This window comes from Amycolatopsis sp. CA-211722 (assembly GCF_056828465.1).
This window is the reverse complement of the sequence record NZ_CP184752.1, coordinates 7,535,639-7,550,558: the sequence shown is the minus strand read 5'-3', so window position 1 is coordinate 7,550,558 and position 14,920 is coordinate 7,535,639. Positions and strand designations below refer to the sequence as shown.

Below are 14,920 nucleotides of genomic sequence, written 5' to 3'. Positions count from 1 at the left end.
CGCCCGAATCGGGCGAAGTCATCCTGACGGTGTCCTCTATGGACAGTCGAGAGGGTGCCGCGCCACGGGGACGAGCCTCTTCACCGCCCACTCGGCCGGCAGGTGGACGACTTGCCGAGACCCTGACCTCGAACGTTGCGAAAGTGGCTTTCGCAACGCTTCTGAGCGTGCGCCTTCGCGAGGGTTTACGCACTGGCCACCCGACACCTTTACCCCTGGGAGACAGTCGCCGGGCCGCGATGCCTCCGTACGGTGACGGAAGAACACCCGGCAGGTGTGTTCGGCGATTCCCGCTGCCCTTTCAGACGGTCCGGGCACCGGGCCTGGTGGGGGTTCCTCCCACCGATGGCGAGCGCGGCGGTCTTCCGGCGAGCGTCACCCGATTTCAGGGAAATGCTCAGGTGAGGACATGTTCGCTGCCGGAGGAAGGTGAGAGCGGGTGAGCGACGGAGCGGTGAACCTGCCTCCGGAATTGCAGAAGTTCTTCCAGGTGACGCTGGGGATGCCTTGGCCGGAAAGCAACGACAGGGGCCTGTACGCGATCAGTGATGCCTGGAAGCAGTTCGCGACGGCGCTGGACCAGTTCGAGCAGGCGGTGGCGGCAGGCGGGGCGGGCGTGGCCGAGGCACTCGCCTCCGAGGTGGGCGAGTTCTTTTCGTCCTGGCTGAAGGGAGATGCCGCCTCCGGCGCGGACCAGCTGCGGACGTCTGCCGCCGAGCTGGAGCGGATGGCGAAGAACAGCGCGGCCAACGTGGTCAAGTCCAAGGTCATGATGGTGGCCATCGCACTCATGGCGCTGGCCTCCGTGATCGAACTGCTGGTGTCGGTGTTCGGGGCGTTGTTCGTGAGCGTGGTGCTGGCGGGAGCCCGAGCCGCGCTGGCGGCCTTGTGGCGTGCGCTGGTGACCCGGCTCGGTTCCCTGACGATGCGAGGAGCGGGAATCGGGCTGGCCGAAGTCGGTAAGCAGGCGGCGAAGTTCGCGGCGATCGGCGGCGGTCTGTTCGGCGGGCTCGATCTGACGATCCAGGGGGTCCAGCAGGCGGCAGGACTTCGTGCGGACCTGGACGGACACTCGCTGCTGGGGTCGTTCGTGGGCGGGGCGATGGGGGGCGCGTTCGCGGGGATCGTGCACGCGGGCGCGATCTGGCTGCGGGGCACGGCGCAGACCGTGCCGAAGGGCTTGCCGGGAGTGCTGCGCGCGTCCGGGCATTTCTCTTATGGATCGGCACAGGTGCTGGCAGCGTTGGCGACCGCGCCGTTGATCAACATCGCGACCGGCGCCCCGGGGACCAGCCCGTGGCTGGGGGTGCTGGGGGCGCTCAGCGGGTTCGGCGGGGGTCGCCGAGGAGGGGATGCCGCGTCGCTGGATGACTCGGCGCCTGGATTCGAGCTGTCGAAGGCACCGGAGTTCAGGATCCCCAATGCAGATGAGAAACCCGCCGACGTCGGGACCGAGACGTCCGTCGGCACCGACATCGCGAAGTTCCTTGCCGCGCAGAGCAAAGAAAAGCTCTCGGTGATCGTCGACGAGCCGGAAGCCGCACCGCCGCCGTACTCGGCGTTCGCGCCACCGGCCTATTCGCCCGCGACGATCGCGGACGGTGGCCCGGCCGCCGCGGCCGGGGAGGGCTCGCGCGGGCTGGGCATGCTCTTCACCGGCGAACCCGCCGTCGCGGCGGTTCCGATTTCGGCCGCCGCACCGTCCATTCAGGACGGTTCGGTCCGCATCGTCGCCGCGCCGGCCGCGGAGACCGTGCGACCGGGTACCGAAACCCGGCCCGGTGGTGAGGCGTCCGCTCGGAGCACGGCAATCGCGGGCGGCGGCACCCGCCCTCCGGTCACGTCGTCAGCCGGACAGTCCGCGGCCGCTCCGAGCACCGGCGGTGAGGTCCCGACAGTGTCCGCCCTGTCCGAGCGGACCACCCCGGCGTCCTCCGAGGCGGCTCGCCCCGCGGCCGGCGACCGGACCGCCGGAGCCGTGGAGTCGAGGCCGACGCCTTCCGCCACGGCCGAAGCCCGGATCGAGGCGACCACCCCGGAACCGGCTTCGGACAGCCACCCCGGGAAGGCGGCGGAGTCCGGAAAGGCGGTGGTGACGGTCCCGCTGGCGGGCGACGGCAACCTGATGGGCGCCGTGGCGTTCGTGCCGCGTGAGGCCGCGGGGCCGGTGGCCGCCGCGGTGGCGCGCATGGACGTCGAGCCGGGGACGTTCGTGGTCGTGGGCCGCCACAGTGACGGCAGGCTCGAAGTGCCGGTGGGGACAGGTTCCGGTGCGGTGGCGGAGCTGCCGGCGACGCTGGTGCCGTGGTCGCGGATGTCGCGATTGCTGCTGGTGGCGTGCGATGTGACCCATCCGGTGGTGGAGTCGGTGCAGCGGCAAGTGGACGCGCGGCCGGACGCGCGGGATGTGCGGGTGGTGCCGTATGCGCTGGACGTGCGCCTGCATGTGCGTGCCAACGGGACGATCGTGCCGGGCGAGCGTCCGGCGGACGCGGTGGTGAGCCTCGATCCGGACACCTCCACGGAACCGGCTGTGGTGCGCGCGGAGACGGACCGGGTGCTGGTGCGGGTGGCCACCGGGGCGGACGTCTCGGCGGTGGCCCGGCAGCTCCGTGTGGAGGGGGTCGATCAACGCCCGGTCCTCCGGCTGGAGGGACCGGATTTCCGGTCGTTGCCGGGGTTCGCGCAGGAGCTCAGTGCCGAGCTCGGACGTCCGGTCGACCGGCGGCCCACCGCCGGCCGGTCCTGGGTCCGGCACTTTCCCGACGGCCGGGAGCCGGTGGTGCATTCCCGGCCGTGGTCGGCCGAGGCCGAGGCGACGGCCCGGCGGAACGCGGAGGCCGCGGAAGCCGCGGAGGCCGCGGAGGCGGACTTCGAGCGCGCCTCGGTCGAAGCCGATCAACTGGTGGCCGAGGCACGGCTGCTCACCCAGGAGACCTTGGACGTCATCCGGCGAATGCCGATGGCTAACGCCGTACTGCAAACGGTCGCGCCGGACGGCTACCTCTGGGATGCCGATCGTGACCTGATCGGTCCCGGCGGTGACACCTTTGAGCTGGATAAATTCGCCGATGTGGCTGAGCACCGGGTGGATGTCTGGCGGCAGGCTCCGGTAGACCCCGGCCGCAATGCCGACTTTCTCACGCGGCTGAGGCAATGGGGCAGGGCGATCGACGAACTGCGGGAGGAACGGCGGGACTGGGAGCGCCAGGAGATCCGGCGTTACGCGGGCGAGATCGGTCCGCTGCCGATCGGCTCGACGGGCGACCACCACGCTTGGTCCGGGCACGGTTACGTCGGGTTCGCCGTTTCGGCGCGGGCGCGGATCCCCGGTGACGACCGGACGATCGCGCTGCCGCAGGGATGGCGATCGAGCCCGGACAGGTCGGCCTTCCGGTCACCACCGGCCTGGTTCCAGCAGCACGGGTGGGGAGCGTTCGCCGCCACGATCGCCGGGTCGCCCGGCGTCGACGCTCTGCACGTGGACCTCGGACCCGCAGGGCCGGGAAACGCCGAGTTCTTGGTGGACGTCGCGTACCGCTTGGCGCGGCTGGGCAAGATCTTCGAGAGACCGATCTTCGATCTCGCGGTCGCCGCGGCCGGACGTACCCCGCCGATGCTCCGGACGGAGGCCGTACCGAATCCTTACCCCTCGGCACCGGGTGTCACCGAGAGCGGCGGGTACAACGGCGGTCCGCGCGATCACATCGAGTTCGGAAACTTCTTCTCGCTCCACGAGGATTCGGTCTCTTTCCGGCTGCCCTACCTCGTCCGTGACCCGGGCGCGTTGGTGGCGCTCTCGGACTTGTACCTGGGCCTGCTGGACAGTGCGTCCCAGCCGAGCGTGGTACTCGAACGCCGCGTTCTCGACGAGGACTCGGCCTACCAGGTGGCCGCCGATCCGGCAAGGACGTCGAGCAGCGCACAGTTCCACGATCTGCTGGAGATCCTCCAAGCGGATCCGGCGGCCGAGGCGCGGCTGCTCCGCCTGTTCGCGAACGTCCCGGAAGGACACACCGCCCGATGGGAAGGCGCCGATCCGTCTATCGGACGAGGCAGCGTCCGGGTGTTCCCCGGCCCCGGCGCGGACTTCGGCGGGGTCCTGCGGTCGCTCGAAACAGTGCGGGTCCCGCCGGGCGTCCAGCTGGTCGTGGCCGAGCGGGCATCCGGTGGCTTGCTCAGGCCCGACGGCGGACGGTTGCCGTTCGAAGAGTTCCGGAGGATCTTGGCAGGCCGGGAGCCGGCGGACCGGCTCGGGCAGACTCCGGAAGCGCTCGCGGCCGGAATCGTCCGGGGGCGGCTCGCTCTCGCGGTGTCCCGTTTCCCGGCCGAGCAGGCCCAGAGTCTCGCCGATGTGCTGGGCACGCCGTTGCTGGCCACCGCGGGCCAGGTCGTCCACGGTTCCGATGGCCGGATCCGATCGGACCTGCACTGGACCCAGTTCTGGCCGGGCGATCCCACCGCGGTCTGGACCGCCCGCGCCACGGATTTGGGCGACGCGGTGGCCTTGGCACGCGGCCGCTTCCCCTCGGACGTCCCGGCCCTGCTGGAGGACTTCCACGCGAACCTCGCGTCGGCCGATCGGCATCTGGCTGCGCTGGCCGGTGAGGATCTTGACGCACTGCTCACGAGACAAGGCGCCCTGCGCGATCGCGCGGACGCGCTTTCCGCCGTGCCCGCCGGAGAGGTTCCCGCGCGGTTCGCGCTCGACAGCGTGGCGGCGGCGGCGGACCTGCGAACCCAGCTGCGGACGCTCCGGGACGCAGCGCTGTCCGAGCTCTTCGAGTACGAACGAGGGCATGGGGTTCCGGCCGGGGGCACGCGCCTCATACCGAGTTTCCGGGCCAGCACGGTCGAGCCGCCGGCGGGCAACGTGCAGCTGCGGTTGGCATTCCACGGTCACGATGACGCCGTCGGCCAGGCCGGCCGAGGCGACGTCCTCGACGTGGCGGGCGGAGCCTGGACGCATGAGCGCGGACCGGAGGGCACCCGGTTCCTGCGTTCACCGCTCCAGCCGACGGAGGAGGTCTTCACACAGCTGGATCAGTTGGCACGGTCGGCCGATGACGGAGCGTGGCCGGCCGGCGGTCTCGGTGCCCAGATCCGGGTGGACGCCGGGCGCCTGCTGACGCGGACCGAACGAGGACGGCTGCTGCGGCTGGTGAAGGCGTTCGAGGCGACCCTCTACCGGTTCGGCGGGGCCGAGCTGTCCTTGCACGAAGTCCGGCCAGTGGTGCTGCCCGAACGCGGCCTGGGACAGGGTCCGGCCGCGCTCGCCGACGACGGAGCCGACGCCGTCGGCTTCGAGATCGACCACGCCGCGGGGACCGAACTCGTCCGGCTGGGGTTCTGGCGCAGCAGCTTCGACCCGGCGGTGCTCGTCTCGCAAACGGCGCTGTCGAGGGCGTTGATCGAGGCCGCGAAGGATCCGCTGATCGACCGGGTGCTGGACGGCCTGATGCGAGAACCCCGTCTGGTCAACGATCCGGACGGTGCGGGTTCCCCGCTGGATGGCCTGGCGGACCTGTTCGACCTGATCGAGGTCTCCCAGAGGATCGAGGGACTCATCGTCGTCACCTACGCGCACAGCGTGGACTGGGCCGGTGGGGACCGGACCGATCCGCACGGCTTGTCCCGGCTGGTCCGCCGCGAAAATGTCGCGATCTTCCCCGGCGTGGGCGAATCCGTCGGACAGGTCTTGGAACGGGTGTACTCGCTGGATGCCCAGCCTGGCGCGCATCTGGTGATCGGCACTCCCGGTTCCGCCCGCGGGAGCTTGTCGGCCTGGAACGGGGACGAGCTGACCGCCGAGCACCTGGCCGACGCCCTGAGCTGGTCAGTGCCTGCGTCGGCAGGCGATCGGGTGCCGCCGCTCGGCCTGGTCGTGCCGGGCGGAGCCAGAGGAATCGCCGGTCCGCTGGCCGAGCTGCTCGGGACGCCGGTTTTCGCCACCCGCGGCGACGTCCGGGTCGAGAACGGGGCCGCCGTGACCGACCGGGGCTGGCTCGAGTTCGGTCCGGACGGACGATCGCGCGAGACCGGCGAGACGGTACTGACCGCGGCGTTGCTTGCCGGTTCCCAAGGCAGGCCACTCCACGCTGTCTCACTGCCATTCCGCGAAGCGCCGGTTTCACGCGGCGATGTGGTGGTGACTCCGTTGCCTGCCCGTGGGGCGCTGGCGGGTGGCGCGGCGTTCGTGCCGCGGGAAGCGGTTGGCGCGGTGGCCGCTGCGGTGGCGCGAATGGACACCGAGCCGGGGACGTTCGTGCTGGTGGGACGGCATCGTGCCGGTGCGCTGGAGGTGCCATCGGGCCGGTCGGAGGTGGCGGCGGCGCTGGACGCGCTGCCGGCGTCGATGGTGCCGTGGTCGCGCATGTCGCAGCTGCTGCTGGTGGCGTGCGATCTGACGCATCCGGTGGTGGAGTCGGTGCAGCGGTACGTGGACGCGCGGCCGGACGCGGCGGGCGTGCGGGTGGTGCCGTATGCGCTGGAGGTGCGCCTGCACGTGCGGGCCGACGGGACGATCGTCGCGGGGGAGCGGCCGCCGGACGCGGTGGTGAGCCTCGATCCGGACGCCGTTCCGGAACCGGCCCTGGTGCACGCGGAGACAGACCGGGTGCAGGTGTACCTCCGGGCCGATTCGGAGGTCGCCGCGGTGGCCGCCCAGCTCCGCGCGTCCGGTTTCGACCGGCGCCCGGTCCTTCGAGTGTCCGGTTTGGGCGCGGACGGACTGCCGAGGTTCGCGCAGGCACTGAGCGTGGAGCTCGGCCGTCCGGTGGACATCAGGACATGGTCCGGCAGGTCCTGGGTGCGGCACTTCGCCGATGAGCCGCCGTACTTGCTTTCCTGGCTGCCCAGGACGGGATACGTCCAGGAGGCCGAAACAGTCGTGCCTGTCGCGGTGGCCGCTGAGCGCGCGGCCCAGGATGCCGACGAAGTCGTGCGGCAGGCACGCGCCATCGCGGAGGAGGCGGAGGATCTCGTGCTTCTCCTGCCGCCGGATCGGGGCCTGCTACGGCGAGTCACACCACCCGGATACACCTGGGACAGCGAGGGGCACCTGGTCGACCGCGACGGGGACGTTCACGGGGTCGTCGCCGAAATCGGCGGATGGCTCGAGTCGTGGCAGACGGCGTCCGCCGATGGCGACCGTACCGCCGTCCTTCGCTCCGACCTGCGGCAGTGGGGCCGGGTGGTCGACGAACTGCGGTCCGGCTGGCGGAGCTGGGCGCACGAGGAGATCACGAGGTACGCGGAGACCTCGTCGCGGCGGTGGCCGCCGCCGGACGAGCTTCTCGCCGAGGTCGCTGCCGGGTACAGCGGGTTCGCCGTCTCGGGCCGCACTCTTCACCCCGACATTCCGGCGGTACTGGTCAGCGACTGGGCGACCGGCGGAGGTGGATCGGCCTTCCGCTCGCCTTCCGGCTGGTTCGGCGACCACGACTGGACGGCGTTCGCGGACATGATGTCCGGGCCGCTCGCGGTGGACGCGATCCACCTCGGGAACGAAGTCGTCGTGGAACAGGCAATGAGACCGGAGTTCGATCGCGCGGTCTACGACCTGGCGCGGCTCGGCAAGATCTTCGAGGGGGTCATCTTCGAACTCGTGGCCGCCGCGGCGGGGCCGGGCCTGGCGGCGAACCGGAGCGCCGTCCTGCCGAACCCGTATCCCACGACGGCGGGCACCGCGGAAATCGGTGGTTACAACGCCAGCCCGCGGGACCTCATCGCTTTCGAAGGACTCTCTTTCGCCGGCGCCCCGTCGGTGACCTTCCGGTTGCCCTTCCCGGTCCGGGATCCGGCGGCCATCGCGGCCCTGACGAATCTCTTCGCCAGCCTCTACGACGCCGCCTGGGACGCGCGGCCGGCAGCCGAGCGCCTCCTGCGCGACGAGCGCGGGGAGTACGTCGCCGGTGCCGCTCCCGCGACGGTATCCAGGACCGCGCGTTTCCTCGACCTGCTCGAAATACTCCGCCTGTCGCCGGAGGACCAAGAGCCGCTGCTCCGTCTCTTCGCGAAGGTCGAAGATGGGCAGGACCTTGTCCGGAACGCGTCGGACGGCTCGGTGGGACGGGGCAACGTCCGGGTGTTCCCCGGCCCCGGCTCCGAGCTCGGCCGGACGCTCGAACTGCTCGAAGCGCTCTCGACGCCGCGGGACACGCACCTCGTGCTCGCCGAGAGGGCGCCGAAGGGTGACTCACTGCTCCTGGCCGACGGCCGCCTGCCGTTCGAGGAGTTCGTGGCTCGGCTGGCCGAGCGGGACTTGGCGGGCCTGCTCGGGCAGACGGCGGGGACGCTCGCGGACGGGATCGTCCGCGGTCGTCTCGGCGTCGCGGTGTCCTGGCTGCGGCCGGAGCAGGCGCAGAGCCTGGCCGACGGAGTGGGGGTGCCGGTGCTGGCCACGGCCGGCGAAGTGGTCCACCGGTCCGCCGCGGGGATCACCTCGAGCCGGTCCTGGGTCCAGTTCTGGCCGGGGGACGCCGAGGCCGCCTGGGATACGCGGGAACGCACGTTCGACGATGCCCTCGCCGCCGCCCGCGGCAGGTTCCCGTCGGACAAGAAGGCGCTGCTACGCAGCTACTTCGAGGAGCTCCACGTGGTTGAACACCACCTGGACGTCCTGGACACCGAACACCATAGAGACGCTGCGAACGCCTTCCGCCTTCTCGTCGTGGACCTGCGCTCACTGGATGGCGCCCCGGCGGGGGCTTTCGCTTCGTCCTTCGCGCTCGGCAGGATCGCGACAACCGCGGATCTGCGGGCCCGGCTACGGGTTTCCCGGCTCGCCGAGACGGTGGAGGCTCAGGCCGAGCTGCGGCTGCTCCGGACCCCGGACGACGGCTCCGGGCGGCTGATCGACGGCCTGGACGTCACCACGCTCGAACCCCCGGACGGCCGGGTCGAGGTGGCACTGGCCCTCCCCGCGGATCGAAATGGTGCCGCGACGGATGGACGAGAGAGACAGGCGATGGACGCCGGCGGCCCGCGGTTCGTCCGCTTGCCGATGCAGCAGACCTCGTCCGTTTTCGCGCAGCTGGACTCGCTGGGCAGGGAAGCCGGGGCCGGCAACAGGGCGCTCGGAACCGTGATCCGGGTCGATCCCGGGGAGTTCCTCACATCCGCCGAACGCCGGCGGCTCCTGCGCTTGGTGAAGGGTTTCGAAGCTCAGCTCTTTCACTTCGGCGGTTCCCGTCGGTCGCCGGTCGAGACACGGCCGGTCGTTTTTCCCGAACGCGGCACGACGCAGGACCCGGCCGCGCTGCCGGACGACGGGGTGAACGCGGTCGGTTTCGAGGTCGACCCCGGCACCGGTACCGAATGGATCCGCCTGGGATTTTGGCCCGGCAGCTCCGATCCCGCCGTGCTCGCCGCGCAGACGGCGCTTTCGGTCGCGCTGGTCGAAGCGGCCAAGGACGGCCTTCTCGACGGGCCGCTCGATCATCGCATGCGTGAGCCCCGGCTCGTCGACGATCCTGTCGACCCGGACCTCGGCGAGGCCGCCTTGATCAGCGAGCTGATGGACCTGTTGGAGCTGCTCTCCGTCTCCCGGGATCTGAGTCACCTCGCCGCCTTCGTCTACGCCGAGAGTGCAAGCCGGAGCGAGGGGCCGAGTCCGGCACTGGCGCAGGGGAGGTCTTCTCTGCTTCGGCGGGAGGCTGTCACGCTGGTTCCGGAAGCCCGGGCACTGGCCGTGAAGCGGCTCTACTCCCTCGACGCGCAGCCCGGCGCACACCTCTTGCTCGGGACCCTCAACGGTGACGGTCCGGCGCTGCGCACGTGGAACGGGACCGAACTCCCGATCGACGCGCTGGCCCGCGCGCTGGCCGAGTCCGTGCCGGGGCTCCTCAGGGGCGCGACGGCCACGAAGCTCGCCTTGGTCGTGCCGCGTGGTGCCCTCGTGCTCGGCGGCCCGCTCGCGACGCACCTCGGCATGACCGTTCTGGCCACCCGCGGCGAAGTCCGGGTCGAGGACGGGGTCGCCGTGGCCGACCGGGGATGGATCGAATTCGGCCCGGACGGCCGCGCTCGTGATACGTCCGAAGTGGACTTGACCGAGGCGCTGCGCGGCCGGGCGATCGAGTCGAGCCGCGCCGCGCGCTCGTTCCCCGTTCCCTTGCCGGACGGCGCGGCCTTCGTCCGGCGGCGTCCGGACGGGCGGCTGGAGTGGTCCGTCGACCGGCGGGAAGCGGTGGTGATGCCGGACGGACTGCCGGGCACGGCGGCGCCGTGGGCGCGGATGTCGGGACGGGCACCGACGACGCGGCTCGTGACGGGAGGCGAGACGTCACAGCCGACGTTGGCCGCCTTGATGGGCCTCGAACCACCTCGGGACGGGGCCGGTCCCGCCCAGTCCGCGGGCACACCGGCACGTCTGCCCGCGATCGCCGCGATCACCGCGGATCAGGTCATCAGGCAGCTGTCCACGGTCGGCCTCGACCGGGGCGACGGCGAACTCACCGGTGTCTCTGCCGGGGCTTTCAACGACGGCGCCGAAGCCCGTGCCTGGGCGAGCGCGGTCGAGCACGAAGATCTCCGGCGGATCTGGACGCCGGGCAGCACCGTGCCCCAGCCCGTGCCGTGGCAGCACCTGACGTGGAATCCGGTGCACCTCCTGGTTTTCGGTGACGGGTCCGGCTTCCTCAACACGCGGGGTGGCCGGTCCGGATGGCTGGCCGGTGCGCAATTCGGCGAAAGCTTGGCCGCCGACGCGGAGTTCCGCCGCGCGGCCGGCGAGTACGCCGCGGCGCCGCTGGTCGTCACCGGATTGTCCGGCGCGCCCGCGCGGATCGCGGAGCAGGTGCTGGCGTTGCAAGCCGCGCTACGCCGGGCCGGAATGATGCGCGACATCTACCTCGCGCCGTCCCACACCACACTGCGCCCGGACGGTGGCTTCGAGGTTCCGCCGGAACGGACGTTCACTCTCTTCAGCGCGCCACCCCCGCTGCCGGAAGAAGTCCGCGTCGATTACCACACGGCTCGGAACGGGGAACTCGTCATGGCTTCGCTGCCTTCTGCCAGCCACCTCGACCAGGCGACATGGGCATCCCTGCTCACCGAGGACACCGAGCGCACCTACTACGAATGGTCCACTCGTTACCAGGAGGACGACGGATACGACTCCGACGGAATCGCCGCCGACGGCAGCCGGCTGGTCGTCGAGCGGGAGACCCCGTGGGCTCGGCTCGGGGTCCGGCCGTTCTACTTGGCAGGCGGCGGGAACGCGACGGGTTTCCAGGCGGCGTTGTCGCCTCCTGGTGGAGACACCTTCGCGGCTGATCCTCGGTTCATGCACGATTTGATCATGTCGCGAGGGCTGCTCGCCGATGTCCCTCCTCGTCGGCGCAACGGCTTGGCACTCATGTTCTGCGACGTGGGAAGCGGGGTCGGGGGCAGCATCGCCATACGCCTGCTGGACTTGTTACGGCCGAGCCTGGGCGCGGACTGGACAGGTTTCGCGGCCACGAACGCGATCGTGCTCCCCGTCCACGAAAACCGGGAGAACCCCTTGGTCCTCGAGAGCGGTGGTCAGTTCGCCGTCTATTCCGCCGCGGCGCGGCAGGTCCGTACCTATCGCGGCGCGGAAGTGGGCTGAGCCGGCAAGGACGGGAGTCGACGGTTGCGGCCGAGGTCACAAAGGATCACCGCCCTTGGGTGGCCTACCGGCGAGTTGATCACCGCTGGTGATGATCTTGCACCTGGATGGACGAGTGTGACCCGGACGCGGCCGGTCGATCTTATAAGCGGCACTATCGGACCGGGGAAGGAACTCGTGGACCCTCGCTATCTTGAGTTCTGCCCTGAGGGCACTCTCTATTACGACAAGCCGCGGGATCGGGCCGGGCACGAGGATTTCGCGTCGATGGCGCCGGTGCCGGAGATGATCAGCATCGAAAGCGGCCCGAGCCTGCTGACCTGCAACTGAGGTCTCAGGGGCGCGTTGCTCGCGACCTTGCCGAGTACATGAAGGACCCCTTCCTTGCGCCTGACGCAAGGAAGGGGGCCTTCACTGTCGCGTCAGCGGGTGTCGTGAGTGGCAAGGAGGGTTTCTAACCCGAATCGCCACTCGCGACCACCTGGGCCGATCTGCGTGTGGGTGGTGCCGGGAACGCGCCGGTCCGGCGGCCGGGGCAACCAGGGGAAGTCGGTGGGTCGTGTCGCGAAAGCCACTTTCGCAACCTTCAACGTTGCGAAAGTGGCTTTCACAACCTACTTGACCATCGGAGAGGCGACTTTGCCGCGACCCTGGCGCGAGGACGGGGGCCTTCATGTACACGCGCAGGCCTGATCTGCCACGCCACGCGGTCAGCGGGCGCTATAAGTCCTTTGTGGACATTGAACCGGATTTTCCTTCTTGAAGCCTGTGTGCGACCACGCCCGGAGCACACTCTTGCTGTCAATGCATATCGGAGGAAAAGGTAAAATAGGGCGGCCAAGATTGGACGATCGGACGCCCGCGCGGTCTGTTCACGATTCGTCCCCGGCGCGAGCGCGGATGGCCCTGCGAAGCACCCGTTCTCGTGAATGGCGGGATCCCGGAAAGCACCCGGAGGATGCCTGTAGCGGCCATCCGGATGATCTTGGTCAAGGGCACCGCAACCTGTGCGCGTGAAAGTGACCTCCCCGGGCGATCTCACTCCGAGTGACTGTTAGCGTGCGGAGAGAATTCAAGATCAATGGGTGGGAGGCCTTCGATGAATCGTTTTGTCACCGCGATACTCGGCGCGGCGTCGGCGAGCGCGCTGCTGATCGTGCCCAGTCCGCCTGCCCAGGCCGTGGCGGGCGAGGTCGTCGTCTTCTCGACCGAATTCCAGCGCGTGGACAGCTACAAGAACCCCGAAGGCTGCACGATTCTGCCGGTCGCGGCGCACGTTCTGGTCAATCAGACTTCTTCCGGCGTGGTCGTCCACGGGGATCCGCTGTGTCTGACCCCCGGTGTGGGGATCGAGCCGGGCTATGGCTCGCACGTCCCGCCGATGAGCGGCTCGTTCTCGATCAGCCGCTGAGCGGCCGGGTGACCACGGAATCGAGAAAGGCTCAAGTGTCTGTCGACCTTGTCGTCGTGGGTATCGGTTATGTCGGGCTGCCGTTGGCGGAGGCGGCGGTTACGACGGATTTGTCGGTCCTCGGTTACGACATCTCGCCCTTCGTCGCGGCCGAGGTCGCGGCCGGGCGATCCCATGTGCCCGATGTCTCCGCGAACCGGCTACAGGCGATGAAGGCGAAGGGGTTCACGGTGACGACGGATCCCGTCGTGCTCGGCACGGCGGAAACGATCGTCCTGTGCGTGCCGACCGGTCTGAAGTCCGACGGACGGCCAGACCTCGCCGCGGTGCGTGCCGCCGCGGAGACGGTCGCCGAACAGTTGCGGCCCGGCACCCTGGTCGTGCTCGAGTCGACGAGTTTCCCCGGTACCACGGACGAAATCGTGCGGCCGATCCTGGAAAAGCACGGTCTGACCGCCGGAGTCGACTTCGCCCTCGCCTATTCGCCCGAACGAGTCGATCCCGGAAACACCCGGTTCGGTGTTCGCAACACCCCGAAGGTGGTCAGCGGCCACACTCCTTCGTGTGCTCGGCGGTGCTCGGAGTTCTACGGGCGGTTCGTCGACACGGTAGTGGTGGCTCGCGGTACCAGGGAGGCCGAGATGGCCAAACTTCTGGAGAACACCTATCGGTACGTGAACATCGCCCTGGTCAACGAGATCGCGATCTTCTGCGACCGGCTCGGCGTCGACGTCTGGGATGTGCTGCACTGCGCCGCGACCAAGCCGTTCGGCTTCATGCCGTTCAGTCCCGGTCCCGGAGTCGGTGGGCACTGCATCCCGGTCGACCCCAAATACCTGCTGGACAAGGCCGAACGGGAAGGCGCGGAGCTCGGCATAGTGCGCGCGGCCCGCTCGGTGGACGACGGTATGCCGGGGCACGTGGTCGAACGGGTGACCCGGCTGCTCGCCGAGATCGCGAAGCCCCTGCCGGAAGCGAAGGTGCTCCTGCTCGGTGTCGCGTACAAACCCGACGTGCCGGATACGCGGGAGTCCTCCGCCATCCGGGTCGCGGTCCGGCTACGTGCCCTCGGAGCCGACGTTTCCTACCACGACCCGGTGGCGCTCGCGGTGCCCGAACTGGGGCCGCCCGTGAGCGATCTCGAAACGGCGCTGCGGACCGCGGACGTGACCGTTCTCCTGGTGCCGCACCGCGCCTACCAGCTCAGCCGGCTGGCCTCGACAGCCCGGCTGTTGTTCGACACGACGGGACAGGTTCCCGGAGAGGAGGTCGTCCGCCTCTGATCGACCCGCCGGTGACGACGCCGGTGAACAGGTAGCGCAATGCCGACGAAAATTTCCCCTGAACGGAGTGTTTACGCATGACCACCGCCGTCAAGAACGACAGGCTCAAGAAGCGTTTCGAAAAGTGGGACGTCAACGGGAACGGCAAGATCGAGAAGTCCGACTTCGAGGCCGAGGCAGGCCGGATCATCAACGCGTTCGGTGAAGATCCGGCTTCACCGCAGGCGCGCGCGGTCAAGGATTCCTTCGTGGCGATGTACGAGTACCTGGCGAGCAAGGCGGGTGCCGGCCCGAACGGCGCGCTGAGCGAGAAGCAGTTCACCGAGGTCATCGAGGCGCAGATCTTCCAGGAGGGTGACTCGGGCTTCGACCGGGTGGCCCGGCCCACCATCGCGGCGATCGTCGGCCTCTGCGACACCGACGGCGACGGGGAGATCAACCAGCGGGAGTTCGCCAAGTGGCTGGACGCCATCGGTGTCGAGCCCTCGGCGGTGGCTCCCGCGTTCCGGGCCATCGACGTGAACGGCAACGGAAAGCTGACGGTCGACGAGCTCGTGCACGCGGTTCGCGACTACCACCTCGGCAAGAGCGACGTTCCGCTGCTGGGCAAGTAGCGGCGGACTGAAACACGGT

The 14,920-nt window shown here is 69.8% G+C and carries 5 protein-coding genes; all 5 read left to right on the top strand.

Annotation, left to right across the window (positions count from 1 at the left end; all coding sequences use genetic code 11):
- Positions 1-439 precede the first annotated feature (439 nt).
- Complete coding sequence (locus tag ACOCEP_RS34825) at positions 440-11,593, top strand: WXG100-like domain-containing protein (protein ID WP_482333689.1); 11,154 nt, start codon at positions 440-442, stop codon at positions 11,591-11,593.
- Between the two features lie 177 nt (positions 11,594-11,770).
- Positions 11,771-11,923, top strand: a complete 153-nt coding sequence (locus ACOCEP_RS34820; RefSeq protein WP_482333687.1) for a hypothetical protein — start codon at positions 11,771-11,773, stop codon at positions 11,921-11,923.
- Positions 11,924-12,692: 769 nt separating this feature from the next.
- Positions 12,693-13,004 carry a hypothetical protein gene (locus ACOCEP_RS34815; RefSeq protein ID WP_482333685.1) on the top strand — a complete coding sequence of 104 codons (312 nt, stop codon included), beginning with the start codon at positions 12,693-12,695 and terminating at the stop codon, positions 13,002-13,004.
- Positions 13,005-13,039: 35 nt separating this feature from the next.
- Complete coding sequence (locus ACOCEP_RS34810; protein WP_482333683.1) at positions 13,040-14,287, top strand: nucleotide sugar dehydrogenase; 1,248 nt, start codon at positions 13,040-13,042, stop codon at positions 14,285-14,287.
- Positions 14,288-14,364: 77 nt separating this feature from the next.
- A complete protein-coding gene (locus ACOCEP_RS34805; RefSeq protein ID WP_191259976.1) occupies positions 14,365-14,901 on the top strand; it encodes an EF-hand domain-containing protein in 537 nt (178 codons plus the stop codon).
- Positions 14,902-14,920 lie beyond the last annotated feature (19 nt).

Excerpts from the sequence above, each read along its gene's own strand:
- ACOCEP_RS34815 (WP_482333685.1), top strand. The coding sequence starts at position 12,693 with ATGAATCGTTTTGTCACCGCGATACTCGGCGCGGCGTCGGCGAGCGCG.
- ACOCEP_RS34805 (WP_191259976.1), top strand. The coding sequence starts at position 14,365 with ATGACCACCGCCGTCAAGAACGACAGGCTCAAGAAGCGTTTCGAAAAG.